Origin of the sequence: Pseudomonas sp. MM211 (genome assembly GCF_020386635.1) — a bacterium.
Lineage (GTDB): Bacteria > Pseudomonadota > Gammaproteobacteria > Pseudomonadales > Pseudomonadaceae > Aquipseudomonas.
Genome location: NZ_CP081942.1, coordinates 1,148,339 through 1,172,415, shown reverse-complemented (window position 1 = coordinate 1,172,415; position 24,077 = coordinate 1,148,339). Strand labels below are relative to the sequence as shown.

General features: G+C 61.7%; 25 protein-coding genes and 1 pseudogene. 18 read left to right on the top strand and 8 right to left on the bottom strand.

Translation table 11 applies throughout. The features are described 5' to 3' along the window. Positions 1-17: 17 nt before the first annotated feature. Both K5Q02_RS05225 and prlC read right to left on the bottom strand, forming a co-directional pair. A complete protein-coding gene (locus K5Q02_RS05225) occupies positions 18-302 on the bottom strand; it encodes a YheV family putative zinc ribbon protein (protein WP_225837097.1) in 285 nt (94 codons plus the stop codon). Further along, positions 299-2,347 (bottom strand): oligopeptidase A, encoded by a 2,049-nt coding sequence (prlC, locus tag K5Q02_RS05220; RefSeq protein ID WP_225837095.1) that lies wholly within the window; start codon positions 2,345-2,347, stop codon positions 299-301. The genes K5Q02_RS05225 and prlC overlap by 4 nt, the downstream gene beginning before the upstream one ends. Positions 2,348-2,446: 99 nt before the next feature. On the opposite strand from prlC, the gene K5Q02_RS05215 reads away from it, so the two are divergent. The 5 genes from K5Q02_RS05215 (at position 2,447) to K5Q02_RS05195 (ending at position 5,002) form a co-directional block, all read left to right on the top strand. After that, positions 2,447-2,989, top strand: coding sequence for a gamma carbonic anhydrase family protein (locus tag K5Q02_RS05215; protein WP_225837094.1), 543 nt, complete (start codon positions 2,447-2,449; stop codon positions 2,987-2,989). Continuing rightward, positions 2,986-3,417 (top strand): hypothetical protein, encoded by a 432-nt coding sequence (locus tag K5Q02_RS05210; RefSeq protein ID WP_225837091.1) that lies wholly within the window; start codon positions 2,986-2,988, stop codon positions 3,415-3,417. The genes K5Q02_RS05215 and K5Q02_RS05210 overlap by 4 nt, the downstream gene beginning before the upstream one ends. A gap of 130 nt (positions 3,418-3,547) precedes the next feature. Beyond that, positions 3,548-4,018, top strand: coding sequence for a type II RES/Xre toxin-antitoxin system antitoxin (gene parS / locus K5Q02_RS05205; RefSeq protein ID WP_225837089.1), 471 nt, complete (start codon positions 3,548-3,550; stop codon positions 4,016-4,018). Further along, positions 4,018-4,479, top strand: a complete 462-nt coding sequence (locus K5Q02_RS05200; protein ID WP_225837087.1) for an RES family NAD+ phosphorylase — start codon at positions 4,018-4,020, stop codon at positions 4,477-4,479. The genes parS and K5Q02_RS05200 overlap by 1 nt, the downstream gene beginning before the upstream one ends. Positions 4,480-4,504: 25 nt before the next feature. Next, positions 4,505-5,002, top strand: coding sequence for a GNAT family N-acetyltransferase (locus tag K5Q02_RS05195; protein ID WP_225837085.1), 498 nt, complete (start codon positions 4,505-4,507; stop codon positions 5,000-5,002). 206 nt (positions 5,003-5,208) lie between these two features. Here the strand turns inward: K5Q02_RS05195 and solA are convergent, their stop codons facing one another. Further along, positions 5,209-6,378, bottom strand: a complete 1,170-nt coding sequence (solA, locus tag K5Q02_RS05190) for an N-methyl-L-tryptophan oxidase (RefSeq protein ID WP_442963964.1) — start codon at positions 6,376-6,378, stop codon at positions 5,209-5,211. Then, positions 6,375-7,046, bottom strand: a complete 672-nt coding sequence (locus tag K5Q02_RS05185; RefSeq protein WP_225837081.1) for an HD domain-containing protein — start codon at positions 7,044-7,046, stop codon at positions 6,375-6,377. The genes solA and K5Q02_RS05185 overlap by 4 nt, the downstream gene beginning before the upstream one ends. Positions 7,047-7,332: 286 nt before the next feature. Between K5Q02_RS05185 and K5Q02_RS05180 the strand changes: the two genes are divergently transcribed. The 11 genes and pseudogenes from K5Q02_RS05180 to K5Q02_RS05130 all read left to right on the top strand — a co-directional run bounded on the left by K5Q02_RS05180 (position 7,333) and on the right by K5Q02_RS05130 (position 19,317). Then, positions 7,333-9,558, top strand: a complete 2,226-nt coding sequence (locus K5Q02_RS05180) for a type VI secretion system Vgr family protein (protein WP_225837080.1) — start codon at positions 7,333-7,335, stop codon at positions 9,556-9,558. Positions 9,559-9,587: 29 nt separating this feature from the next. Next, positions 9,588-10,040 carry a DUF6484 domain-containing protein gene (locus tag K5Q02_RS05175; protein ID WP_225837079.1) on the top strand — a complete coding sequence of 151 codons (453 nt, stop codon included), beginning with the start codon at positions 9,588-9,590 and terminating at the stop codon, positions 10,038-10,040. Position 10,041: 1 nt separating this feature from the next. Beyond that, positions 10,042-10,989 carry a PAAR-like domain-containing protein gene (locus K5Q02_RS24510; RefSeq protein ID WP_442963963.1) on the top strand — a complete coding sequence of 316 codons (948 nt, stop codon included), beginning with the start codon at positions 10,042-10,044 and terminating at the stop codon, positions 10,987-10,989. Positions 10,990-10,999: 10 nt separating this feature from the next. Further along, entirely contained in the window at positions 11,000-11,914 is a 915-nt protein-coding gene (locus K5Q02_RS05165) for a hypothetical protein (protein WP_225837078.1), read from the top strand. Positions 11,915-11,936: 22 nt separating this feature from the next. Continuing rightward, positions 11,937-13,049 carry a DUF2169 family type VI secretion system accessory protein gene (locus K5Q02_RS05160; RefSeq protein ID WP_225837075.1) on the top strand — a complete coding sequence of 371 codons (1,113 nt, stop codon included), beginning with the start codon at positions 11,937-11,939 and terminating at the stop codon, positions 13,047-13,049. Continuing rightward, on the top strand, positions 13,046-14,083 hold the full coding sequence (locus K5Q02_RS05155; protein ID WP_225837073.1) for a beta-ketoacyl synthase N-terminal-like domain-containing protein: 1,038 nt from the start codon (positions 13,046-13,048) through the stop codon (positions 14,081-14,083). The genes K5Q02_RS05160 and K5Q02_RS05155 overlap by 4 nt, the downstream gene beginning before the upstream one ends. Continuing rightward, a pseudogene (locus K5Q02_RS05150) lies at positions 14,083-15,299 on the top strand (PAAR-like domain-containing protein). Before K5Q02_RS05155 ends, K5Q02_RS05150 begins: the two are co-directional and overlap by 1 nt. After that, the gene (locus K5Q02_RS05145; protein ID WP_225837072.1) at positions 15,296-16,279 is read left to right on the top strand and encodes a hypothetical protein; all 984 of its coding nucleotides are present in this window, start codon (positions 15,296-15,298) and stop codon (positions 16,277-16,279) included. The pseudogene K5Q02_RS05150 and the gene K5Q02_RS05145 overlap by 4 nt, the downstream one beginning before the upstream one ends. Further along, on the top strand, positions 16,191-17,429 hold the full coding sequence (locus K5Q02_RS05140; protein ID WP_225837070.1) for a TIGR02270 family protein: 1,239 nt from the start codon (positions 16,191-16,193) through the stop codon (positions 17,427-17,429). The genes K5Q02_RS05145 and K5Q02_RS05140 overlap by 89 nt, the downstream gene beginning before the upstream one ends. Before the next feature lie 236 nt (positions 17,430-17,665). Beyond that, positions 17,666-18,136, top strand: coding sequence for a DUF4198 domain-containing protein (locus K5Q02_RS05135; protein ID WP_225837068.1), 471 nt, complete (start codon positions 17,666-17,668; stop codon positions 18,134-18,136). Between the two features lie 101 nt (positions 18,137-18,237). Then, positions 18,238-19,317 (top strand): lipase family protein, encoded by a 1,080-nt coding sequence (locus K5Q02_RS05130; RefSeq protein WP_225837066.1) that lies wholly within the window; start codon positions 18,238-18,240, stop codon positions 19,315-19,317. A gap of 45 nt (positions 19,318-19,362) precedes the next feature. On the opposite strand, the gene K5Q02_RS05125 is transcribed toward K5Q02_RS05130, so the two are convergent. The 4 genes from K5Q02_RS05125 to purE all read right to left on the bottom strand — a co-directional run bounded on the left by K5Q02_RS05125 (position 19,363) and on the right by purE (position 21,884). Continuing rightward, positions 19,363-19,896, bottom strand: a complete 534-nt coding sequence (locus tag K5Q02_RS05125; protein WP_225837064.1) for a DUF3299 domain-containing protein — start codon at positions 19,894-19,896, stop codon at positions 19,363-19,365. Positions 19,897-19,962: 66 nt separating this feature from the next. Then, on the bottom strand, positions 19,963-20,211 hold the full coding sequence (locus tag K5Q02_RS05120) for a GlsB/YeaQ/YmgE family stress response membrane protein (protein WP_084303730.1): 249 nt from the start codon (positions 20,209-20,211) through the stop codon (positions 19,963-19,965). Between the two features lie 96 nt (positions 20,212-20,307). Beyond that, positions 20,308-21,393: a 5-(carboxyamino)imidazole ribonucleotide synthase gene (locus K5Q02_RS05115; protein WP_225837061.1), complete on the bottom strand. Its 1,086-nt coding sequence runs from the start codon at positions 21,391-21,393 to the stop codon at positions 20,308-20,310. Then, positions 21,393-21,884, bottom strand: a complete 492-nt coding sequence (gene purE, locus K5Q02_RS05110) for a 5-(carboxyamino)imidazole ribonucleotide mutase (protein ID WP_225837058.1) — start codon at positions 21,882-21,884, stop codon at positions 21,393-21,395. The genes K5Q02_RS05115 and purE overlap by 1 nt, the downstream gene beginning before the upstream one ends. Positions 21,885-22,134: 250 nt before the next feature. Here purE and adhP point away from each other — a divergent pair, with 250 nt between their 5' ends. Then, entirely contained in the window at positions 22,135-23,157 is a 1,023-nt protein-coding gene (gene adhP / locus K5Q02_RS05105) for an alcohol dehydrogenase AdhP (RefSeq protein WP_225837056.1), read from the top strand. 89 nt (positions 23,158-23,246) lie between these two features. Then, entirely contained in the window at positions 23,247-24,044 is a 798-nt protein-coding gene (locus K5Q02_RS05100) for a hypothetical protein (RefSeq protein WP_225837054.1), read from the top strand. Positions 24,045-24,077: the final 33 nt, after the last annotated feature.

Here is a 24,077-nt window from a genome sequence, read left to right as displayed (position 1 = left end):
GTTTGTGCCGCTGGGAATTACTCAGGCTTCTTCAGCTTGGGGTTCGGGAAGAACTGCACAGCCTTGACCTTGGGGTCGGCCGGTTTCTTCGGCGTCAGGGCGCTGACGTTGACGCGGGTCGGCAGCTCCTTGGCCACCGAGTTGCCACGCTCGTCCAGGGTGTCGGCATAACCGCACTGCACGCACTCGCGATGCGGCACGCCATCGACGTTCCACATCTTGATGCTGTCCATTTCGCTGCACGCCGGGCACACGGCTCCGGCGATGAAGCGCTTGGGCGTTATCACCGGCTCGTCGCTCATGCCGCCTCCGCACTCAGGCCCAGGTGGCGCAGCAGCGCGTCGATGCTCGGCTCGCGGCCACGGAAATCGACGAACAGCACCATTGGCGCCAGGGAGCCGCCGCGGGCCAGGATTGCTTCGCGGAAGGCGCGCCCGGTCTGCGGGTTGAGCACACCCTCTTCTTCGAACTTCGAGAAGGCATCGGCAGACAGAACCTCAGCCCACTTGTAGCTGTAGTAACCGGCGGCATAACCGCCAGCGAAGATGTGCGCGAAACTGTTGGGGAAACGGTTGTAGGCCGGCGGACGCATCACCGAGACCTCGTCACGAATGCCTTCGAGCACTTCCAGCACGCTGCGGCCGTCGCCATGAATGGCATGCAGTTCGAAGTCGAACAGCGAGAACTCCAGCTGACGCACCATCATCAGACCAGACTGGAAGTTCTTGGCAGCGAGCATCTTGTCGAGCAGATCCTGCGGCAGCGGCTCGCCGGTTTGGTAATGACCGGAGATCAGCGCCAGGCCCTCGGGCTCCCAGCACCAGTTTTCCATGAACTGGCTGGGCAGCTCGACGGCATCCCAGGCCACGCCGTTGATGCCGGAAACCCCGACATGCTCGACGCGGGTCAGCAGGTGATGCAGACCATGGCCGAACTCGTGGAACAGCGTGGTGACTTCGTCGTGGGTCAGCAGGGCCGGCTTGCCGGTCGACGCCGGGGTGAAGTTACACACCAGGTTGGCCACCGGGCTGACCAGCTCGCCGCAGGCAGCACGACGCTTGTCGCGGGCACCGTCCATCCAGGCACCACCGCGCTTGTTGGCACGGGCGTACAGGTCGAAGAAGAAGCGCCCGACGTGCTGGCCGTTCTCGGAAATCTCGAACAGGCGTACGTCCGGGTGCCAGGTATCGAAGCCGGAAAGCTCCTTGATCTGGATGCCGTAGAGCTTCTCGACGATGGCGAACAGGCCGCCGAGCACCTTGTCGATGGGGAAATAGGCACGCAGGATTTCCTGGGAAATGCTGTAGCGCTGCTCACGCAGTTTTTCGCTGTAGTAGCCCACGTCCCAGCTCTGCAGATCGTTGCAGCCATGCTCGGCGGCATAGGCCTTGAGCTCGGCCAGATCCTGCTCGGCGAACGGCTTGCTGCGCACCGCCAGGTCACGCAGGAAGCTCAGCACCTGCTCGGTGGACTCGGCCATCTTGCTGGCCAGGCTCAACTCGGAATAGTTGGCGAAGCCGAGCAAGCGTGCCAGTTCCTGGCGCAGGTCGAGAATCTCGGCCATCACCGGGCCGTTGTCGTTCTGCCCGGCATTCGGGCCCTGATCCGAGGCACGGGTGCAGTAGGCGGCGTACAGCTCTTCGCGCAGTGCGCGGTTGTCGGCGTAGGTCATCACCGCGTAGTAGCTGGGGAATTCCAGGGTGATCAGCCAGCCTTCCAGCCCTTTGGCCTCGGCAGCCTGTTTCATCTGCGCCTTGGCGGAATCGGTGATGCCGGCCAGCAGGCTTTCGTCCTCGACGTGTTTGGTCCAGGCCTGAGTGGCGTCCAGCAACTGGTTGGAGAAACGGCTGCCCAGCTCGGAAAGCTTCATCTGGATCTCGCCGTAACGCTTCTGCTGCTCGGCTGGCAGGTCGATACCGGACAGGCGGAAATCACGCAGAGCGTGTTCGAGAATGGTCTTCTGCGCCACGTCGAAACCGGCCGCTTCAGGGCTGGCAGCGAGAGCCTCGTAAGCCTGGAACAGGGCGCGGTTCTGGCCCATTTCCGTCCAGTACTCGGAGAGTTTGGGCAGGCAGGCCTCGTAGGCGGCGCGCAGCTCGGGGTTGTTGCGCACGGCATTGAGGTGGCTGACAGGGCTCCAGGCGCGGCCTAGCTTCGAACCCTGCTCGTCGAGCGGATCGATCAGCGATTCCCAGCGCGGCGCATTGCCCTGGCTGGCCAGCAGCTCGGCCACCGCCGTACGGCTTTCGGCGAGGATGGCATCGACTGCCGGCTCTACATGCTCGGGCAGGATGGTCGAATACGGCGGCAGGTCGAAATCTTGCAGCAGGGGATTGTTCACACTCACGTCGGGTACCTGTGGTGGAATGAATTTAGAAGACTGACAACTGATATGGCGTCCATCTTAATTACAATCAACCCCTGGCGCAGCTTAAGAGGTTCTATCGTGGCGATTCGTACTTACCAATCCATCACCCCGCAGCTTGGCGAGCGCGCATTCGTCGACGCCTCGGCGGTGGTCATCGGCAATGTGGAAATCGGTGAAGACAGCTCCGTGTGGCCGCTGACCGTGATCCGCGGCGACATGCACCGCATCCGTATCGGCAAGCGCACCAGCGTGCAGGACGGCAGCGTGCTGCATATCACCCATGCCGGTCCCTTCAACCCGGACGGCTTCCCGCTGATCATCGGCGACGAAGTGACCATCGGCCACAAGGTGATGCTGCACGGCTGCACCCTGGGCAGCCGCATCCTGGTCGGCATGGGCAGCACGGTGATGGACGGCGCGGTGGTCGAAGACGACGTGATCATCGGCGCCGGCAGCCTGGTGCCGCCGGGCAAGGTACTGGAAAGCGGTTACTTGTACGTCGGCAGCCCGGTGAAACAGGCGCGGCCACTGACCGACAAGGAGCGCAACTTCTTCAGCTACACCGCCGGCAACTACGTGAAGCTCAAGGATCAGCATATCGCCGAAGGTTACGACAGGTGAGGCGCCTGCTGGCATTTGCGCTGCTGGCTACCGCCTGCGCGCCAGCCTGGGCGGACGATGTACGCTGCCTGCAATCGACGGGCGGTGGCAAACCGATCCGCCTCAGCCTGACCCTTTTCACCACCGAGCAGGGCGACTGGAGCCGCGCAGGCACGGTGCTCTATGCCGGCCAGGCCGACAGCTTGCCGATCGTGTTCAAAAGCAGCGAAGTCGTCGATGAGGTGGAGGGTCGCCCGTGGGAATACCTCAGCACCTGGCTGGAAGTGCTGACCGACGAGGAGCGCATCGGCGGACGCTACACCTTTCACCATCAGGGCGCCGTGGTGTTCGACTTTCAGTACAAGAACCTGCGCACCGGCAAGACCTTTAATTTCGAGGAAAACCCGGCGGCACTGGACGCTTACAACAGCTGTAACTGGCCCGAATAGACCGGATGCGATATCAACTGCGATTGCGAAGGTCGCAGCTCATCGCCATCCGCTAGGCGGACGTGCAAGCGAGAGCAGAAGGGAGTAACCTTCATTTGACTTTTATTATCATTCAAATGAAGGAGGCTACATGACCATCACCGCAATGCGTCAGGCCAAACAGGGCAAGGGCGAGGCCCAGCCCCTGAGCGCCGCCTTCTGGGCGTTCAGCGCCGGCCGTGAAAAACTCAGTGAAGCCGAGCGCCTGCAACAGATCCGGGATGGCTTCGCCGCCGAGCTGGTACAGGCCGTGAAGGCAACCTTCGCCTTGCCCGAGCGCAACCTGGAAATCCTTCTCAACGCATCGATTTCTACCCTCGAACGGCGGCGGCGCGAGCACAAGCTGCTCGACCCGGTCGCCTCGGAGCGCTTGGATCGGATCGCCATGGTCTGCCAGTTGGCCGAAGAGGTGTTCGAGAGCCGCCAGGCGGCTGCAGACTGGATGTCGCGTGCCAATCAGTCGCTGGGCGGGCAGGCGCCGATCATGCTCTGCGAAACGGAAATCGGCGCCAAGCAGGTTCGCCGGGTGCTCAACGCCCTCGATTGGGGTGGCGCGGCCTGATGCGCGCCTGGCGTGTCGCCAAGGCCAAGCGGGCGACGGATCTTTCCGGGCGCGGTGCTGCTATCGAAGGTGGGCGTTGGAACGAGCAGGATGTCGCAGCGGTGTACATGGGGCTTTCACCTGCCATCTGCTGCCTGGAAACCTTCGTGCACGCAGAAGGCCCGCCAGCGATGCCGATGAAGATCACCTGCTTCGAGCTGCCGGACGACCCCGCGCTTTACTGGGAGCCCGCTGCCAACGAACTGCCGAAAGGCTGGAACGCCCTGCCGGTCGACCGCCCGAGCATGCACTTCGGTACGACCTGGCTGCGCGCGGTCAGTCACCTGGGGCTTATCGTGCCGTCTGCGGTGCTACCGCTGGAACGCAATCTGCTGATCAATCCGCTGCATCCGGCCATCAGCCAGATCAGCATACTCGACATCTACGACTTCACTTACGACCCGCGCATGTTCAAGGCGTGAGTCGCTGCATACCCCAGGAGAGCGCGTGAATATCCGCCCTATTACCAGCGCCGACTTCGATCAGGTCTGGCCCATCATCCGCGACGTCACCCAGGCCCAGGAAACCTACGCCTATGACCCGGCCATGGATCGTGAAATGGCCTGGAAACTCTGGGTCGAGCTGCCCAGCGCCACCTTCGTCGCCGAAGAAGACGGGCAGATCCTTGGCAGTTACTACATCAAAGCCAACGCCGCCGGCCCCGGTGACCACGTATGCAACTGCGGCTACATGACCTCGCCGGCAGCCCGAGGCAAGGGCGTGGCGAGCGCGCTGTGCCAGCATTCGCTGCAGATCGGTCGCGAACTGGGCTTTCAGGCGATGCAGTTCAACTCCGTGGTGGCAACTAACACAGTCGCTGTGGCGCTCTGGCAGAAGCACGGTTTCAGCATCGTCGGCACCCTGCCGAAAGCCTACCGGCACCGCACCCTGGGCCTGGTGGATTGCCACGTGATGTATCGCTGGCTGAATGACGATGATCTTTAGCCGAAAGATTGCCTGCGATGGCCACAACGTGGCGAAAGCGGCCGATCGCGTAACTTGTGGGAGGGGCTTTACCCGCGAGCTCTTCACGCCTAGACAGGCACAATCGCGGCTAAAGCCCCTCCCACAAAAGCAGCAGCGCCCGATGTCCGCTTCTGCCTTGCTGCCGTCTATTCGTCAGTAGCTCCTGAGAGCTTACTTGCAGGTAACTACCTGAAGCGCGCCAGCGAGAAGGGTGACAGGTCGACAGCGCCTGGTTCGTTGCAGTGATGCATGGCCAGCGCTTCGCCAATGCCGGCGGAATGCTTGAAGCCATGCCCCGAACAGGCCGACACCAAAGTCACGTTGGCCAGCTGCGGATGGGCGTCGATGATGAAGTTGAAGTCCGGGGTGATGGTGTAGGTACAGACCTTGGACTTGAGCACCCGCTTCGACACACCGAGCAGGCGACCAGCCACATGAGCATCATACATGGCGTCGATATCGGCCTGGCTGACACTGCGATCCAGCGCATCGGGGTCACAGCCATCGAGGTACTGCTCGGTGGCGATCTTGATAGCGTTTTCGCCCGGCAGCGGCGGGAAGCCGTAGCAACTGTCGGTGTCCGCCGCACCGTGCAGCAGGATATAAACCGGTGAGTCGGCAGCGAAACGTTCTGGCTCATCGAGCTCGAACCAGAACAATTGCTGGCGGCACACCTTGAGCAGGCTCTCGACCGGCGCACCGAGCAGGCGGCCGGTCCACATGCCGGCGCAGACGATGGCCTTGTCCGCGGTCAGCGTGCCGTTGCTGGTCTGCACGCGAACACCCTGGCCGACGGATTCGATGGCGCTGACCGGCGTGTTCTTGTGCAAGGTCGCGCCCAACTGCTCGGCCAGCCTCAGTTGCACGTCGATGGCCAGTTCGGGGCGCACGTAACCGGCTCCCGGCTCGTAATAGCCGGTAGCCTCTTCGCTGAAACCGCCGAACTGCGGAAAGCGTGCGCGAATCCCTGCGGCATCCAGCAGGTCGTGTTCGATGTCGAAGCGCTTGGCCAGCGCTGCTGTCTCACCGCCGAAATCAGGTGTGCCATGACCGCGAGTCGGCGCCTGGCTGCTGCTGAGCATCAGCATGCCGCAAGCCTCGAACAAGGATTCGCCACTCTGCGCTTCCAGCTCCCGCCAGATGCGCTGGGAATTCAACGCCAGCGGTACATAGGCCGCTCCCTCGCCCACGGCCTGGCGGGTGATGCGTGTATCGCCATGGCTGGAGCCCTGATCGTGGGGCGGCGCATGACGATCCACGCCGGCCACGCGCACACCGCGCTTGGCCAGTTGATAAAGGGTGGCAGCGCCCATGGCGCCCAGTCCGATGACGATGACGTCGTAGTGCATGCTCACTCCTCTATTAAGGTCAAAGGCGGTTGGATTTCCTCGCGAAATGCGTCGAGGAAGGTGACCATCCGCGCGTGCCGCTGCTCGGCCAGACGCGCGCCTGCCGCGGTCTGAAAGCCAGAGGCTAGGCCCAGCAGCTTGGTGCGGAAATGATCGAGTGCGAAGCGCTGGTCATCCAGCGGGCGATGCAGCGCGTCGATATCGTCAGCGTCGTACAAGGCGCTGCCCATTCGCCCGGACACATGAAAACAACGCACCACGCCGATCAAACCGATGGCATCGAGGCGATCGGCATCCTGCAGGATGCGCGCCTCCAGGCTGGTCGGCGCGATTGCCGCAGAGAAACTGTGCGCTTCGATGGCATGGCAGGCCGCCGCGATACGCTCATCGCGCCAACCCAGGCTGGTGAGCACTCCAGCGGCGCGCTCGGCAGAAAGGCGCGATGCGTTGGCACGCAACGGCGAATCCTTTTCCACCGCTACGCAGTCGTGCAACAGCACGGCCGCCAGCAGCAGCTCCAGATCACCACCCTCTTCCCGTTGCAGCAGAAGGACATTGGCCCAGACCCGCTGCAGGTGCGACAGATCATGGGCACCATCGTCGGTCGAGGGCGCGCAGAGCGCCAGCAACCGGGTTGCCTGCTGCACAAAGGGGGCAAAACGATCCATGGTCATCGGCTACTGGCTGTGGGCGAAAGCCGCACCTTAGAGCCAGGCGCTGTGGCTAGCAAGCCAAGCGGCCAGGCATTGCTCATCGCTATTACTGGACAATGCCGCATCGCTTGCGACACCTTTGCGCTTCGCCGGCCTGATCAAGCGCTGTCACAGGCAGCGCCACACCAACCCGCGTGGAAAAAACAGACAGACCGGCCAGCTTGATCGTGCATTCCCAACGGCGTCTCAGCACGTAACGGCATTCCCGGTTATCTTCGACACAGGACGGCATCCCAGGGTCACGGAAATGGCAATCACACAACAGTCGCGCATGGCCAAGGTCAACAGCCCGCTCGGCGAAAACGCGCTGGTCATGGAACGTCTGAGCGGCACCGAGTCTCTCGGCCGCCTGTTCCAGTACGAGTTGAGCCTGGCGTCGGAAAATTCATCGCTGAAGCTCAACAACCTGCTCGGCAAACCGATGGGTATTGCCGTGCAACTGGCCGATGGCAGCGATCGCTACTTCCACGGCATCGTCGCGCGTTGCAGCCAGACCGCCCATCGTGGCCAGTTCGCCAGTTACCAGGTCACGCTCAAGCCTTGGCTATGGTTGCTATCGCGCACGTCCGACTGCCGGATCTTCCAGAGCAAGACCGTGCCCGAGATCATCAAGCAGGTATTGCGCGACCTCGGTTTCTCCGATTTCGAAGACGCCCTCACCCGCTCCTATCGCGAGTGGGACTACTGCGTGCAATACCGCGAGACCAGCTTCGACTTCGTCAGCCGGCTGATGGAGCAGGAAGGGATCTATTACTACTTCCGTCACGAGCAGGAACGCCACGTGCTAGTGCTCTGCGATGCCTACGGTGCACACAGCACGGCACCCGGCTACGCCAGCGTGCCGTTCTACCCGCTCGATGATCAGATGCGCGAGCGCGATCACATTCATGACTGGCACCTGGCGCACGAAGTGCAACCTGGCTCCCTGGCGCTCAACGACTACGACTTCCAGCGCCCCAGCGCGCGCCTGGAAGTTCGCTCCAGCATCGCCCGCGAGCACAGCAACGCCGACTATCCGCTCTACGACTACCCGGGCGAGTACGTGCAGAGCAAGGATGGCGAGCAATACGCGCGCAATCGCATCGAGGCGATTCAGGCACAGCACGAGCAGATTCGCCTGAAGGGCAACGCCCGCGGGCTCGGCAGCGGCCACCTGTTCAGCCTCACCGACTACCCGCGCGATGACCAGAACCGCGAATACCTGATCGTCGACAGCGAATACACCGTGACCCAGGATCTGTATGAAAGCGGCCGGGGCAGTGAAGCCTTCCAGTTCGACAGCAGCCTCACCTGCATCGACGCCAGCCAGGTATTCCGGCCGCTGCCACTGACCGTTCAGCCGATCGTGCAGGGCCCGCAGACGGCCATGGTGGTCGGCCCCAAGGGCGAGGAAATCTGGACCGATCAGTACGGCCGGGTAAAGGTACATTTCTACTGGGATCGCCACGACCAATCCAACGAGAACAGCTCCTGCTGGATCCGCGTATCGCAGAACTGGGCCGGCAAGAACTGGGGCTCGATCCAGATCCCGCGCATCGGCCAGGAAGTCATCGTCGGCTTCCTCGAGGGCGATCCCGACCGGCCAATCATCACCGGCCGCGTCTACAACGCCGAACAGACGGTGCCCTACGATCTGCCTGCCAACGCCACCCAGAGCGGCACCAAGAGCCGCTCGAGCAAGGGCGGCACGCCGGCCAACTTCAATGAAATCCGCATGGAGGACAAGAAGGGCGAAGAGCAGTTGTTCATCCATGCCGAGAAGAATCAGGACATCGAGGTCGAGAACGACGAAACCCACTGGGTGGGCCACGACCGCAGCAAGACCATCGATCACGATGAGACCGTGCACGTCAAACACGACCGTACCGAAACGGTGGACAACAACGAGACCATCACCATCGGCGTCGACCGCACCGAAAAGGTCGGCAACAACGAGTCCATCACCATCGGCGTGAACCGCACCGAGCAGGTTGGCAGCAACGAGACCATCAGCATTGGCGCCAACCGTACCGAGAGCGTCGGCAGCAACGAGACCATCAGCATCGGCGCCAACCGCACTGAAAGCGTCGGCAGCAATGAAACCATCAGCATCGGCGCCAACCGTACCGAAAGCGTTGGCAACAGCGAGCGCACCACCATCGGTGCCGACCGCACCGCGCTGATCACCGCCAACGAGTACGTGCTGATCGGCGCGGATCTGGCGACCATGGCCGGCGGTAACGAGTCGCACTATGTGCGCGGCGAGCGCAATAGCCGAGTCCTCAAGGATGACAATCTGCATGTCGGCAAGAACTTCGTACTCAAGGCCGGTGACTCGATCACCCTGCAGACTGGCGCCGCCAGCATCGTCATGAAGAAGGACGGCACCATCGTGATTCGTGGCAAGAACATCAGCATCGACGGCTCCGGGGCGATCAACGTCAAGGCCGCCAAGAACATCGTGATGAAAGGCCAGAAGATCCTGCAGAACTGAGCCGCGACCACGGCCATGGAGCAACCTATATGACAGTCCAGTTCCACACCCCAGCCGTCACTCGCCTCGACGGCGTGGTCATCGGCGTGCTGCTCGATGTGCCCCAGGCGTCCAGCCCGGTAGTGGCGTTCCCCGGCTGCCCATCGGAAACCGGTATCGCCGCGACCACCACCACGACGCTCAGCCGTGAAGACATCGGCGCTCAGGTGGCGCTGATGTTCGTCGCCGGTGACCCGTCTCAGCCACTGGTGATCGGCCGCATCCAGCGCCTGCCGCAGGCGCCGATCGCCACGCCAGCGGCTGTGGCGCACATGGACGGCGAACGCCTGGAATTCAGCGCCGAACGCGAGATCGTGCTGCGCTGCGGCAAGGCCAGCATCACCCTGACCCGCGAGGGCAAGGTGCTGATCAAGGGCGCCTACCTGTCCAGCCGCTCCAGCGGCGTGAACCGCATCAAGGGCGGTTCGGTGCAGATCAACTGAAATGAGCCATACGGTTTACGCCAATGGTCGAGAAATCTCGGCGAAGAGCTCCGACGGCAAATCCATTGCTGCCTTTCCTGACGTTTGCTTTACGCCGCCCCAGGCACCGCCCACCCCCATGGGCATTCCCATCCCTTCTCCCAACACGGGCCTGGCCAGCGACACCACCAAAGGAACACGCACGGTCAGGATGGCGGGCAGGGAGGTGATGCTCAAGAACAAGAGTCACTACAAGACTAGCTATGGTGACGAACCCGGCTGCGCGCCCAAGAAAGGTATTCTGACTGGCAAGATCAAAGGGAAGGTGTACTTCACCTCTTGGTCTATGGACGTCAAGTTTGAAGACAAGAATGTCGTTCGCCACCTTGATCTGACTACTCACAACCACGGCTCAAAGCCCGGCAACACGCCACCATGGCCGCACACAGCCAGCATGGTGCTGGCCTTCCAGCCGGGCGGCAAATATGCCGGGATGGAACACCTGCGCGTACAGCCCTACAGCGATCCCTGCCCCGACTCGGCCAGCGGTGAGCGGCACACCGGCCACCACCTGATTCCCGGCCGTTGCATGCGCGATATAGCCAACTACAACCATCAGCAGGCACCGGTCATTTGCGTTTCGTTCGGCAACCAATATCAAGGCTCGCACCAGCGTTGCCACGAACGATTCGATCCTGTCGAGCTGAACCATCACCAACAGGGCAAACCGTTCACCTACGCAACCGCCAGGAAGACCGCAGCAGCGTCGGCCGGTGGCGCACTCACGCCACCGCGCGATATCACACCTGATGAACAGGCGTGCGTAGAGCACCAGCTCGACCAGTGCTACACCAGCACATCTGCCAAGGCCCCGGCCTGTACCGACTCAACCGTACTGAGGGCATCAGGCAAACCCGGCAAAGCTATCCCGGCCCCAGTCAGCCCAAGCGCCCCAGCGGGCATGCCTTAGGATTTCAATCATGCAACGCAAAGACTCCGCCCTCTACTTCAAGCACGTGATCGCCATTTCCGCCGAGCGCGCGTTGCTGAGCGGACTTCTCTATGTCGAAGAGACCGAGCCGACCATCAGTCGTATCATGATGATCGCCGAGGGCAGCTGGTATCACCTCTATGACCTTGATGACATCACCCAGGACAGCCATCGCCAGGCCGCAGATGGCAACCGCGGCAAGGATGTCTACCACCTGCTAGGACGCCTCGGCTCGCTACGTATCCATCCATCCGGCCAGGCCTTTTACGACGAGCAACTGCCGCTGGCCAACGCCTATTTGAAGGCCCTGCGCGAGATCGACGGACAGCTATACGCTTGCGGCACTCAAAGCCAGGTTCTGCGACGCACGGCCCAGGGCTGGCAACGCATGGATCAGGGCATCTACGAGCCGTTACAGGATCAGGTCACCTCAAGCCTGAATGCGCTGGACGGTACAGCGGCCAATGATATCTACGCTGCAGGCGATAGCGGTGCCTTGTGGCACTGGGACGCCAGTAAATGGACTCGCCTGGAAAGTCCCACCAACCTGCCGCTGTACGTGGCCCATCAGCACAGCGACGGCTCTGTATTCCTGGCCGGTTCGGGCGGCGTTCTGTTCAGGGGTAATCGCCAACAAGGCTGGGCAGATTTGAGTGACTCCGCGTTTAGCCATCTGGTGTTGGAAAATGCATGCGAATTCCAGGGTGCTCTGTATCTAACTGCCGGCACGCATTTACTGCGTTATGCCAACGATCAGTTGTCAGCCGTTCAAGTTCCCCTGCCAGGGCCACTGGCATTTCACAACCTCGACGCCTGTGCCGAGGCACTGTGGTGCGTAGGAGATGACTGCGTGTTGTCTTTTGATGGTCAGCATTGGCAAGCACATTCCTGCCCGGAGAACTGATGCGCGAACGGGATAGGTTCTGATGGAACTGCTCAACGCCACGCGAATGGTGGCCGCCTACAACCAGGGTCTGGATGCTGATGGCCGCGAATACTTGGTGGTCATCGTCAAGGGCACCTTCGATCTGCCGGTGGACGGCAGCGTGGCGCGCCTGCTCGATGAGCAGCAGCGGCTGCTGATGAGCGACACCTTCGCGGGTGACCCGGCACTCTCCGCGCCGCTGCGCGAATTCGATTTTGCGCCGTTCAAGCCATACTGCGACGTGCTGGTCAGCGGCAGCGCACACGCGCCAGGCGGCCGCCCGGTCAGCCAGCTGACCGTGGGCATCCGTGTCGGCCGGGTCAGCAAGGCATTCAGCGTGTACGGCCCGCGGCACTGGCAACCCGGCGCCCTGGGCACCAGCGCCGGCGCGCCACAGCCCTTCGTACGTCAGGACATTTCCTACGCCAGTGCCTTCGGCGGCCACCACACGGCGCCGAGTAACCCCGAGCACCTGCTGTGCAATCTGCGCAACCCGGCCGGCCAGGGCTGGTACCCGCGCAGCCTGAGCGGCGGCACCGTGGTCGGCATGCCGATGCCCAGCACCGAAAAGCTCGGCCAGCCCGTGGATGTGCCCCATGGCGATTTCGAACCCATGGCCCTGGGCCCGCTGGGCAAGCACTGGCAGGCGCGCGTCGGCTTCGCCGGCACCTACGATCAGGCCTGGCAGGACGAACAGTTTCCCTTCCTGCCCAAGGACTTCGACGAACGCTATTTCCAGGCCGCCCCGGCCGACCAGCAGACCGACTACCTCAAGGGCGGCGAAGAGGTTTTCCTGCTCGGCCTGCTGCCCAGCGAACGCGCCGGCTTCCGGGTGCCCAGTGTGCGCATGCCGGTGACCTATTTCCTCAGCGCCGGCGGCCATGAAACCGCAGATGCGGTCATCGACACCCTGCTGGTCGATACCGATGCCGGGCATGTGGAAATCACCTGGCGCACGCGCCGGCCACTCAAACGCAGCCTGTTCGAGATCGCCCAGGTGCTGGTGGGCGAGAAGTCCCGCGCCTGGTGGCGCGCCCGTGAGCTGGGCAAGGACTATTACCCGTCGCTGGCCGCGTTGAGTCGCAGTCGTTCGACTGAGGATGACCTGTCATGAGCGCCCTCAGCATCCTCTCCAGCGGTATGGTCAGCGCCGTGGGCCTGAGCGCGCCGGCCAGTTGCGCGGCGATCCGCTGCGCCCTCGACAATTTTCAGGAAACCCGCTTCATCGACGGCGGCGGTGAATGGCAGGTCGCCGCCAGCGTGCCACTGGAGGAGGCCTGGCGCGGCCGAGCCAAGCTGGTGAAGATGGCCGCCCGCGCCATCGCCGAAAGCCTCGCCGCCTTGCCTGGCCTGGATTGCGCCGCTACGCCGCTGCTGCTCGGCGTCGCTGAACTGGATCGACCAGGGCGTTGCGACGGCCTGGACAACAGCCTGCTGCGCGATATCGAGCGTGAGCTGGGTGTGCAGTTTCATGGTGCGTCCACGCTCATCCCGCGCGGCCGGGTCAGCGCCGGCGTGGCGCTGCTCAATGCACGCCGGCTGATCCACGAAGGCGGTCATCGGTACGTGCTGATCGCCGGGGTCGACTCCTTTCTCAACGCAGCCACCCTGTCCGCCTTCGAGCAACGTCAGCGGCTGCTGACCAGCCGCCACTCCAACGGCTTCATTCCCGGTGAAGGCGCAGCGGCGGTGGTGGTCGGCGCGCCGGTGCGCCAGGACGCCGAACAGCTGATCTGCTTCGGGCTGGGCTTTGGCGTCGAGAAGGCCACCGTGGAGGCCGACGACATCCCGCTGCGCGCCGACGGGCTGGTGCAGGCCACCCAGGCGGCGCTCAAGGATGGCAACTGCCCCATGGAACAGATGGACTACCGGCTGACCGACAATTCCGGCGAGCAGTACTACTTCAAGGAAGCAGCCCTGGCGCTGAGCCGCACACTGCGGGTGGTCAAGGAGGAGTTCGATATCTGGCACCCCGCCGACTGTATCGGCGAATGCGGCGCCGCCATCGGCCCGGCCATGCTGGCAGTGGCCCTGGCCGCGTCACGCAAGGGCTACAGCCTGGGTTCGAACATCGTCTATCAACTGGGCAATGATGCCGGCGAGCGCGCCGTGGCGCTGCTGCGTTATCAGCAGGTAGGAGCAGCCTGATGGCCAACGAGGTCTATGCCAACAACCGGGAGATTTCCTGCAAGGCAGCCAGCGGCAAGTCCATCGCCGCCTTTCCCGACGTCTGCTTCACCCCACCGCAGACGCCGCCGATGCCCCTGGGCATTCCGATCCCGTACCCCAACACCGGGCTGTCCAAGGACACCACCAAGGGCACGCGCACCATCCGCATCACCCGCAAGGAAGTGATGCTCAAGAACAAGAGCTACTACAAGACCAGCTACGGCGACGAACCCGGCCGCGCCCCGAAGAAAGGCATCATCACGGGCAAGATCAAGGGCAAGGTGTACTTCACGTCCTGGTCGATGGACGTCAAGTTCGAAGGCAAGAACGTGGTGCGGCATATGGATCTGACGACCCATAACCATGGGTCGATGCCGGGCAATACGCCGACCTGGCCGTATCTGGATCAGATGGCGGTAAGCAAGGGAGAAGGGCCGTGCAAGGAAGACATCAAGAAAGAGAAGGATGCCTGCAAGGAATACACACCTCATGGGGATGGGGGCCGTGTCCGCCAACCACAGAACTGGTGAAAGCAAAAAAAGCGCGGGCGCTTACCGCTAAGGGCTCCCCTGCCAGAACCCAGGCCAATACGTCAGTTAAAAGCGCCTACGAGCGACTCGCCAGTAAAAATCGAGCCAACAAATGCCTGCAGGCTCGGCGCTGCATGCTAACGCCCTACAAACCCAAAGGCCGCGGCAAAACCCGCCAGCCGGGCTGCTGCCCTGGCCAGACAGGCCATCATCTTATAGAGGCTTCGGCGTTTCTTGAGCCAGGAACCCGCAAAGACGGTGGCTCACTACGGGCGCAGTTCAAGAACTCGAAATATGACCTTGATCGAGCACCCTGCGTGTGTGCGGAAGGCCCTGACAATACGACTGCAACCCACGGTTTGATGCACACCTATCAAGGCGTCAGGGCAAAAAAGCTGGCTCCAGATGGCACATGGACCTTGCGCCAGGCCACTGAATGCGGCGCGGCGTCAGTGAATATGGTCTTTCAGAGCGGGTGTGATCAGCAGTGCCTGGAATCGCAACTCAATGCCTACCATTCCAGTCCAGAAGTGGGTGTAAAACCAAACACGAAAATACCGTCGTCACCCAGTGGCAAAACTGACAGCAAGGTTGCTGAGCAGGCTTGGCAGCAATATGACAAGGGCAAACGATTGATAGATAACTCAGGGAGTATCACACGATGATGTTCAAAGATGTTGGTTACCGTTACCGCAGCGGGGCTGTGCGCTACGGCGACCTCGCTTATGTCTTGTGCATTGATCCTGATCTTGCGGCAGACGGCTTACCACATACATCTTTTTATGCCTGGGATAATGGCGGATGGGGCATGTATGAGATAGGACGCTGGAACGCTCATTCGATCTGCGTTACTCAAACCCCAAAAGACCAAGCTATCGCGCTGGGCGAACACGGAAATATCCGTGTGATGGGCAACAACGACGATTACGATGAGCAGATAACCTGTCCCGGCGTAACGCTGAGCATCATGCGAGAAATACGCAACATCGGTGGTTTCGCCTATGTCTGCGGCATGGATCGTCAGGTATTCAAACGAGAGAGCCCAGACAATTGGATCGCTCTACACGGCGATATGCCTAACCAACCAGCCAAGGACATAGTTTTCGGGTTCGAATCCATTCATGGCTACAGCGAGCAAGATATCTACGCCGTCGGCTGGTATGGCGAAATCTGGCATTTCGATGGTGCTGCCTGGAAGAACTGCGCCAGTCCTACCAACATAAATCTCACTCGGGTGTGCTGTGCCGAAGACGGCTGGGTGTATGCGTGCGGTATGCACGGCATTCTTCTGCGGGGTAAAAACGATCAATGGGAAAACCTTGATCATGAGGCTACCGATTCAGATATTTGGGATCTCGAGTGGTTCGCCGGCAAGCTTTATGTTTCTACGCTCCATGCACTGTACTGGCTCAACGGAGACCAGCTTGAGCTGGTCGACTTCGGTGATTTGATCCCCAATAGCTGCCACAGTCTGAGCAGTGCTGATGGGCTGCTCTGGTCATCGGGGAAAATGACATTCTGGCCTTCGACGGTACTTCGTGGACCCGAGTCGAGTAATGATCGCCACCATCCTCGACCAACACGCCGAAGAAGCCGCCTTCCTCGCAGGCCTGCGCAGCTACGCGGTAGGCGCGCCCCATTATGACCTGGAGCATCTCGGCGATCTGGACGAGCGGATCGAGGCGCATCTCGATGGTCTGCAGGTCGCCGGCCTCAAAGGGCTTCACCTGTTGCTGGAGCAACTGACCCCACACGCCCAGGGCGAGGTATTCGCTACGGCTGCGCTGGCACTGCGCCTGAGTAACGACAGCGCCCTGGAAACGCTGTATCAACATCTGCACGCCAACCCTGAGGGCGAGCCGTTTCTTGTCGCCGCAATAGGCTGGCTGGAGTGGCACGAAGTCTCCGCGCTGATCGAAGGCGATCTGCATGCCACTGACGTACAGCGCCGACGGATCGCCCTGGCTGCCCACACACTGCACGGCAAGGATCCAGGCCCGGCGCTGCTCTCGGCCCTCGGCCACGGTGATGCCAGCGTACTGGCCGCCGCGGCTCGGCTGGCTGGTACCCTGCGGCGCCGTGACCTGCTGCAGCAGACGCTGCGCCAACACCGCCTGCACGGTGACGATGACGTGCGTTTCTGGAGCAACTGGGCCAGCGCCCAGATGGGCGACCAGGAGGCGCTCGGCAATCTGCGCCTGTTCGCCGAGCAGCCGGGTGAGCGCCGCCGGCCCGCGCTCGAGGTACTGCTCGCCTGGCAACCGCGAGAGGCCAGCATTGCCTGGTTGCGCGGCCTGATGCAGAGCGAGGCGCACCGCCATATGGCGATCCAGGCCATCGGTCTGCTCGGTGATCCGCAGACCATTGCCTGGCTGATTCGGCAGATGCACGAACTGCCCACGGCCCGTGCGGCGGGTGAAGCGTTCAGCCTGATTACCGGTGCGGACCTCGCGGAACTCGACCTGGAATTGAGCGTCTATCCCGACTACGACGAAGGCCCTACCGATGATCCGTCCGAGACAAACGTCAGCATGGATCCGGACATCGACCTGCCCTGGCCCGACCCGTATCAGGTCGAACAATGGTGGCAAGGCCAGCAGCAGAGCTTGCAGCCGGGCATCGGGCATTTGCTGGGCCAGCCGTTCAGCGAGAGACAGTGCATGGCCGTGCTGCGCAGCGGTACACAGCGGCAGAGACGCGCAGCGGCCAGCTTACTAGCGCGCTACCAGCCGACCAGCATGCTGTTTGCAACGGATGCGCCGGCACGCCGGCAAAAGCGATTGCTGGGCTGCTGAGCCCAATCAATCAATCAATGACACAAGGAGAGTGCGAACATGCTCAAGAAATCCCAGCTGTCCCCGTCGCTATACTCCGACGCCAGCCATGGGCAGAAATCCCGCTCGAAGAAACCGCCTGCTCACAAGCATGACTACCGCATCAGTCTGCGCATAGCGCCGCTGATTTCTCCTCGCCGCAGCAATCAACCTGCGGCACGTCCCGAAACGCTCAGCCATTCGGCGAGGGAACGACCTTGAACCGCAAAACACTTTCCTGCTGCGCATTGCTGCTTATCGGACTACTCACACAGGGTTACGCCATGGCTTTTTCTAAGACGCTTTATCTGTTCTCCGAGGTAGAGGGCACCGTGTTGCTCGACGGGAAACCTGTTCAGGGTGTGGAGATAGAACAGGAATATCACTGGCATTGGAAAAACGAGCACCGTACCAACACCACACAATCCGATGCTCAAGGCCGCTTTCAACTGCCGGCCGTGACTGCGAAATCACTGACAGCAGGCTTCATGCCCCACGAACCGGTGACCGGCCAGCGAATCACCCTGCGCTATCAGGGTAAGGAACATAAAGGCTGGGTATTCACCAAACACAATTATGACAACCTGGGTGAGGTGAAGGGCCGCCCACTGAAGTTCATCTGTGAGCTCAACAGCGAACCCGTCGCTCACCCGGAAACTGAAACATTCGGCATCTGCGTTCTTCAGTAACGCCCCCATCATCAGACCAGAAGGATTCGGCTGTGAACCCCTTGAGCCCCAAACAATCCGCGCAGATCGCAACGCATGTCTACACCGTCAAGGATGCCGTCATGTCATCCAAAGGTGGTGTGGAGGATGAAGCCGCCCGTCTCGGGCTGAGCAACTCATTCGACTTCTCCAATCTGCAAATGGCCAGTGGAACCAGCGGTGCCGTTTTCCGTACACGGACAGGCTTCGCCTATGCCGTACACGGCGTAGGGGGGCGGCAGGGAGAGATGCTGTTGGCATTTCGCGGCACCGACACCTTTGCAGATGCTATGACCGATGCGAACGCCGGCCTGCAACGCGGCCCGAGCACCTGGCCTGTGCACGCAGGCTTCAATGAAACGTTCAAGTCGTTACGCAATGATCTCGATTCATTCATGCGTGGACGCAACCCCAGCACCGTGCACTGCGTGGGCCACAGCCTGGGCGGTGCGCTGGCTACTCTGGCGGCAGATCACCTCAGTGAACTCGGCGTGGCCGGAATCAAGCTCTACACCTTCGGCTCACCACGCACAGGTGTCGGCGGCTTTGCCCGGCACCTGAGCGGCAAGCTTGGTGCCACCAACATCCATCGCGTTTACCACAGCGCCGATCCGGTGAGCATGGTGCCGATATTCCCGTTCAGCCATGTGCCAGTCAGCGGCAATGTCTGCATGATCCCCTGGAAGGGCGCGCAGATCAGCCCCAACGCACACCGTATGACCCAGTACCTGCCTGCCATTGGCGATGCCACCTGGACAGGGCTGTACCGCAACCCTGAGCCGCCACTCGATCGGGAAATCGACATCTGGCTGGAGAGCGCCAGCTACGGCCCCACCATGCATTCCGCAGCGACATTGTGGATGATTTCCAAGGCCATGCAGTACCTGCTCAAGAAGGCTGCCAATATGGTAATCGGCAGCGCGATCACCGTGAGCATGACCGTGCTGGATCAGATTGCCAGTGTCCTGGTGCAGGGCGCACAGCTTTGCAAGGACATCAGCGATTCGATACGCGCCCTGATCGTGAAAATCTTCAAGTTCCTGGGTCGCGCAGTGCCTGCCACCATCGAAGTGACCACGTTTTTTCTGCGCTGGGTGCTCGATCTGCTGGCCAGGGCGGTCGTCGACATGGCGCGCCAAGCCATGCAGCTCGTGATTCGCTAGTGAATAGCTAAATGACGTTGGCGCCCGACCGGGCGCCAACGTTCATCACAGATCGCTTTCCTCGACCATCCGCGCGCTACTGGCGTCTAGCGCATAGGCAGCGTCGGCCAGGTCATTGCTGACCGGCTCGATCTTCAGCGTGCCATTGACCCAGAGTGGCTCGTAGATATCGTCCAGGGCGATGCCCTTGGGATAGCGCACCAGCACCAGTTGGTTGGGCGGCGGTGGCGGGACATGGATGCAGGCGCCGGGATATGGCACCAGGAAGAACAGCGTGCTGCGCCCGGCATTATCGGTTTCCAGTGGAACCGGGTAGCCACCGAGACGAATTTGCTTGCCGTTCATGGCCGGCACTGTCTTGGCCGAATACATGACGGCGGGCAAGCCCTTTTGCTGTTGTTTGAGGCCGCCCTTGCTGTCGAAACTGCCAGCCGCTTCAGGGCTGTCGTGGGTGATCTCCGGCATCTGCTCCAAGGCACGCTGATCCGCTTCGGGCATCAGCTCCAGCCAGTCGGTTTCGGGCAGTTCGGCACGGGCGATGCCGCAGATCAATAGCAGAACAAGGGGCAGGTAACGCATCGACGGGACTCATGGTGGTAATAGCCAACAGGGAGTAGCCAGTCGTCGATGCGTCAGGCTACCGGTTCAACGCTTCTTGGTGATCAAGCCGTAGATCACCAGCAGGATGATCGCACCAACCACCGCGCCGATGAAACCAGCGCCTTCACCCGCCCGGTAGATGCCCAGTGCCTGACCACCGTAGGTCGCAGCGATGGAGCCACCGATACCCAGCAGGATGGTCATGATCCAGCCCATGCTGTCATCGCCTGGCTTGAGGAAACGGGCGATCAACCCGACGATCAGGCCGATTAAAATAGTGCCGATAATACCCATGACGCCCTCCAGAATAGAAAAAGGCGCCGCACGAATGCGGCGCCTTTCATCTGACGAGCGCAGCGCTGGAGAGGTTCAACCTCCCGCGCCAGAGGCCTAGCCTGCTGCGATAAGCGCCTGTACCTCGGCGATACGGCTGTCGAGGGTCGCCCGATCCGCACAACGCAGGGTGGCATGACCAACCTTGCGCCCGACCTTGAAGGCCTTGCCGTAGTGATGCAGGTGGCAATCATCGATGGCCGCAACCTTATCCACAGCCGGTACGCTGCCGATGAAGTTGAGCATGGCGCTCTCGCCGACCTTGGCGGTCGAGCCCAGCGGCAGGCCGGCGACAGCGCGCAGGTGGTTCTCGAACTGGCTGCACTCGGCACCTTCGATGGTCCAGTGCCCGGAGTTGTGTACCCGCGGCGCGATCTCGTTGGCCTTGAGGCCACCGTCGACCTCGAAGAATTCGAAAGCCATGACGCCAACGTAATCGAGCTGCTTCAGCACGCGCCCGACGTAATCTTCGGCCAGCGCCTGCAGCGGGTGATTGGTGCTGGCCACCGATAGGCTGAGAATGCCGCTGTCGTGGGTGTTGTGCACCAACGGGTAGAAGCGTGTTTCGCCATCACGGCCACGCACGGCGACCAGCGACACTTCACCGCTGAACGGCACGAAACCTTCGAGGATGCACGGCACGCTGCCCAGCTCGGCGAAAGCACCGGTGACGTCTTCAGGCTTGCGCAGAACCTTCTGGCCCTTGCCGTCATAACCCAGGGTACGGGTCTTCATCACGGCCGGCAGGCCAATGCTGGCAGCTGCCGCATCCAGATCGGCCTGTGACTGGATATCGGCGAATTCCGGGGTGGGGATGCCCAGATCACGGAACATCGATTTCTCGAACCAGCGATCACGGGCGATGCGCAGCGACTCGGCACCGGGGTAGACCGGCACGAACTGGGACAGGAACGCCACGGTTTCCGCCGGCACGCTTTCGAACTCGAAGGTCACCAGGTCGACTTCATCGGCCAATTGACGCAAGTGATCCTGGTCGCCGTAATCGGCGCGGATGTGCTCGCCCAGCGCCTGTGCACAGGCATCCGGTGCCGGGTCGAGAAAAGCGAAATTCATGCCTAGCGGAGTGCCTGCCAGGGCCAACATGCGGCCGAGCTGGCCACCGCCGATTACGCCGATCTTCATCACTGCGCCCTCGGATCCGGGTTATCCAGCACGGTATTGGTCTGCTCATCACGGAACTGCTTGAGCGCCGTGTGGAACTGCGGATGCTGATGCCCAAGGATGCTCGCCGCCAGCAGCGCGGCGTTGATGGCGCCAGCCTTGCCGATGGCCAGGGTGGCGACTGGAATACCAGCCGGCATCTGCACGATGGACAGCAGCGAGTCGACGCCCGAGAGCATGGACGACTGCACCGGCACGCCGAGCACTGGCAGATGGGTTTTAGCAGCGCACATGCCAGGCAGGTGAGCGGCACCACCGGCACCCGCGATGATCACCTGAATACCGCGGCCTTCGGCTTCTTCAGCGTACTGGAACAGCAGATCCGGGGTGCGGTGGGCAGAAACCACCTTCACTTCGTTGGGAATGCCTAGTTTATCCAGCATCTCGACGGTATGGCTCAGGGTGCTCCAATCGGACTTGGAACCCATGATCACGCCTACCAGTGCGCTCATCGTCGTGCCTCTCTCGTCTCGGGCGCAACGCGCCATGTCGATTCATCGGGCGCCTTGCGCCTCGACATAAACCAACAAGCCACGCGAAGGGCGTGGCTTGTGGAAACCGGCAATTATACTGCAGTCGTGCGCAAATCGATAATCGGCCGCTCGTCGGGGAACAGCGTTATAGCGGCAGCTATTGTCCTGGGACAGTGCGTGGCGCGGTGGGCCTTCCATACTGAGGCTCTCTATCGAGGAGGATCGCGCCATGCAACAGACCATGAAAGCCGCCGTCGTGCATGCCTTCGGCGAGCCTTTACGGCTCGAAGAGGTAAAGGTTCCCTTGCCCGGCCCTGGGCAAATACTGGTAAAGATCGAGGCGGCTGGCGTCTGCCATACCGATCTGCACGCCGCCGACGGCGACTGGCCGGTGAAACCCAGCCTGCCGTTCATTCCCGGCCATGAGGGCGTGGGCTATGTCGCCGCCGTAGGCCGCGGCGTGACGCGGATCAAAGAAGGCGACCGCGTCGGCGTACCCTGGTTATACACAGCCTGTGGCTGCTGCGAGCACTGCCTTACTGGCTGGGAAACCCTTTGCGCTGATCAGCAGAACACCGGCTATTCGGTCAACGGCAGCTACGCCGAATACGTGCTGGCCGATCCAAACTATGTGGGCATTCTGCCCAAGAACGTCGGATTCGCCGAGATCGCGCCGATCCTCTGCGCAGGTGTCACTGTCTACAAGGGCCTGAAGGTCACCGGGGCGCGCCCCGGCCAGTGGGTGGCCATTTCTGGCATCGGCGGCCTGGGCCACGTCGCCGTGCAGTACGCCCGTGCCATGGGCCTGCACGTGGCCGCCATCGATGTCGACGATGCCAAGCTGGAGCTGGCCAGGAAACTCGGTGCCAGCCTGACCATCAACGCCTGCCACGAGAATCCCGCCGAGGTCATTCAGCGTGATATCGGCGGCGCCCATGGCGTGCTGGTCACGGCGGTGTCGAACAGCGCGTTCAGCCAGGCCATCGGTATGGCGCGTCGGGGTGGCACGGTGGCGCTGGTGGGACTACCGCCGGGCGATTTCCCAACGCCGATCTTCGATGTGGTGCTCAAGGCCATCAGCATCACCGGCTCCATCGTCGGTACACGCGCCGACCTGCAGGAAGCCATGGACTTTGCTGGCGAGGGGTTGGTCAAGGCAACTATCCACCGCGATACGCTGGATAACGTCAATGGCATCCTCGAGCAGTTGCGCGCCGGCAAGGTCGAGGGTCGGGTGGTCATGCAATTCTGAGCGCGGGCTTCGCCAGTGGGGAACGCAGTCACATCCTTCGCTGTCGGACGCCTCTAGAATTCCCCCAACTCCATGAAAAGGACTACGCCATGACACGGCTGTCGCTGCTTATCGCCTCCACCCTCCTCACCGCCAATGCCAGTGCGCTGGAGCTCGCCAAATATCCCAAGGCCTTCACCACCGGTGACGGAGTCAGCGTCACCGTCGCGCCCAGCAATGATGAAAAGCAGGCACTGGTGCAGATCAACGGCATCAACCATCCCCTGGATGAAGTGGTACTGCTGACCGACGTGAAACCGCGCGGCCAACAGGAAAACGACTACACCACCACGCTCGACGGCAGCGCCTATGTACTCATCGGCCAGCGCCAGTCCTGGGGCGGAGAGTCCTACCAGCTGTACCTGCCCAACGACCGCGAGCCCCGGTATCTGGGCCTCGACGAGAAGGCCAGCAAGGCCGTCAAGACCAACGAGCTGCTGGCGCTCTACGAGAAGCAGAAGAAGGATGGCGTGCAGGAAAAACTCACTCGCTTTGATCGCGAAAAGCGCCAGCAGTATCACGTCGAGCAGCTCGAGCAGATGGATGCGCAAGCCTCCAGCAGTTGCGGCAGCCCGGTAAAAACCGAGGTGGACTTCAACGGTATCGACGAGAAATTGCTGAAGGAACTGAGCATCTCCAGCTATTGCGGCGAAGTGGTCAACCAGATGGACAACCTGTGCAGCAGCTCTCCTGCTTTCAAGGAGCAGGCCGCCAAATTCGATACCGTGCAATGCAGCTTCGGTGCCGAAATGAAGATTCGCGAGCAGGGCGACCGCATCCTTTTCACCACCGAACGCGAAGCGGCCAATCAGGGCGACTTCATCAAGGCGTTCTTGCGCAATCTCTGAGTTAGCAAACCGGGCGGCCAGTACGGCCGCCCT

What these genes read in the sequence shown, in the direction of transcription:
- K5Q02_RS05115 (WP_225837061.1), bottom strand. Translation starts at nt 21,393, where the DNA reads ATGAAGATCGGCGTAATCGGCGGTGGCCAGCTCGGCCGCATGTTGGCC.
- K5Q02_RS05160 (WP_225837075.1), top strand. Translation starts at nt 11,937, where the DNA reads ATGGAACTGCTCAACGCCACGCGAATGGTGGCCGCCTACAACCAGGGT.
- K5Q02_RS05185 (WP_225837081.1), bottom strand. Translation starts at nt 7,046, where the DNA reads ATGACCATGGATCGTTTTGCCCCCTTTGTGCAGCAGGCAACCCGGTTG.
- adhP (WP_225837056.1), top strand. Translation starts at nt 22,135, where the DNA reads ATGCAACAGACCATGAAAGCCGCCGTCGTGCATGCCTTCGGCGAGCCT.
- K5Q02_RS24510 (WP_442963963.1), top strand. Translation starts at nt 10,042, where the DNA reads ATGAGCCATACGGTTTACGCCAATGGTCGAGAAATCTCGGCGAAGAGC.
- parS (WP_225837089.1), top strand. Translation starts at nt 3,548, where the DNA reads ATGACCATCACCGCAATGCGTCAGGCCAAACAGGGCAAGGGCGAGGCC.
- K5Q02_RS05125 (WP_225837064.1), bottom strand. Translation starts at nt 19,896, where the DNA reads ATGCGTTACCTGCCCCTTGTTCTGCTATTGATCTGCGGCATCGCCCGT.
- K5Q02_RS05225 (WP_225837097.1), bottom strand. Translation starts at nt 302, where the DNA reads ATGAGCGACGAGCCGGTGATAACGCCCAAGCGCTTCATCGCCGGAGCC.
- K5Q02_RS05155 (WP_225837073.1), top strand. Translation starts at nt 13,046, where the DNA reads ATGAGCGCCCTCAGCATCCTCTCCAGCGGTATGGTCAGCGCCGTGGGC.
- K5Q02_RS05100 (WP_225837054.1), top strand. Translation starts at nt 23,247, where the DNA reads ATGACACGGCTGTCGCTGCTTATCGCCTCCACCCTCCTCACCGCCAAT.
- K5Q02_RS05200 (WP_225837087.1), top strand. Translation starts at nt 4,018, where the DNA reads ATGCGCGCCTGGCGTGTCGCCAAGGCCAAGCGGGCGACGGATCTTTCC.
- K5Q02_RS05120 (WP_084303730.1), bottom strand. Translation starts at nt 20,211, where the DNA reads ATGGGTATTATCGGCACTATTTTAATCGGCCTGATCGTCGGGTTGATC.
- K5Q02_RS05175 (WP_225837079.1), top strand. Translation starts at nt 9,588, where the DNA reads ATGACAGTCCAGTTCCACACCCCAGCCGTCACTCGCCTCGACGGCGTG.
- purE (WP_225837058.1), bottom strand. Translation starts at nt 21,884, where the DNA reads ATGAGCGCACTGGTAGGCGTGATCATGGGTTCCAAGTCCGATTGGAGC.
- K5Q02_RS05145 (WP_225837072.1), top strand. Translation starts at nt 15,296, where the DNA reads ATGATGTTCAAAGATGTTGGTTACCGTTACCGCAGCGGGGCTGTGCGC.
- K5Q02_RS05140 (WP_225837070.1), top strand. Translation starts at nt 16,191, where the DNA reads ATGATCGCCACCATCCTCGACCAACACGCCGAAGAAGCCGCCTTCCTC.
- K5Q02_RS05180 (WP_225837080.1), top strand. Translation starts at nt 7,333, where the DNA reads ATGGCAATCACACAACAGTCGCGCATGGCCAAGGTCAACAGCCCGCTC.
- K5Q02_RS05165 (WP_225837078.1), top strand. Translation starts at nt 11,000, where the DNA reads ATGCAACGCAAAGACTCCGCCCTCTACTTCAAGCACGTGATCGCCATT.
- K5Q02_RS05130 (WP_225837066.1), top strand. Translation starts at nt 18,238, where the DNA reads ATGTCATCCAAAGGTGGTGTGGAGGATGAAGCCGCCCGTCTCGGGCTG.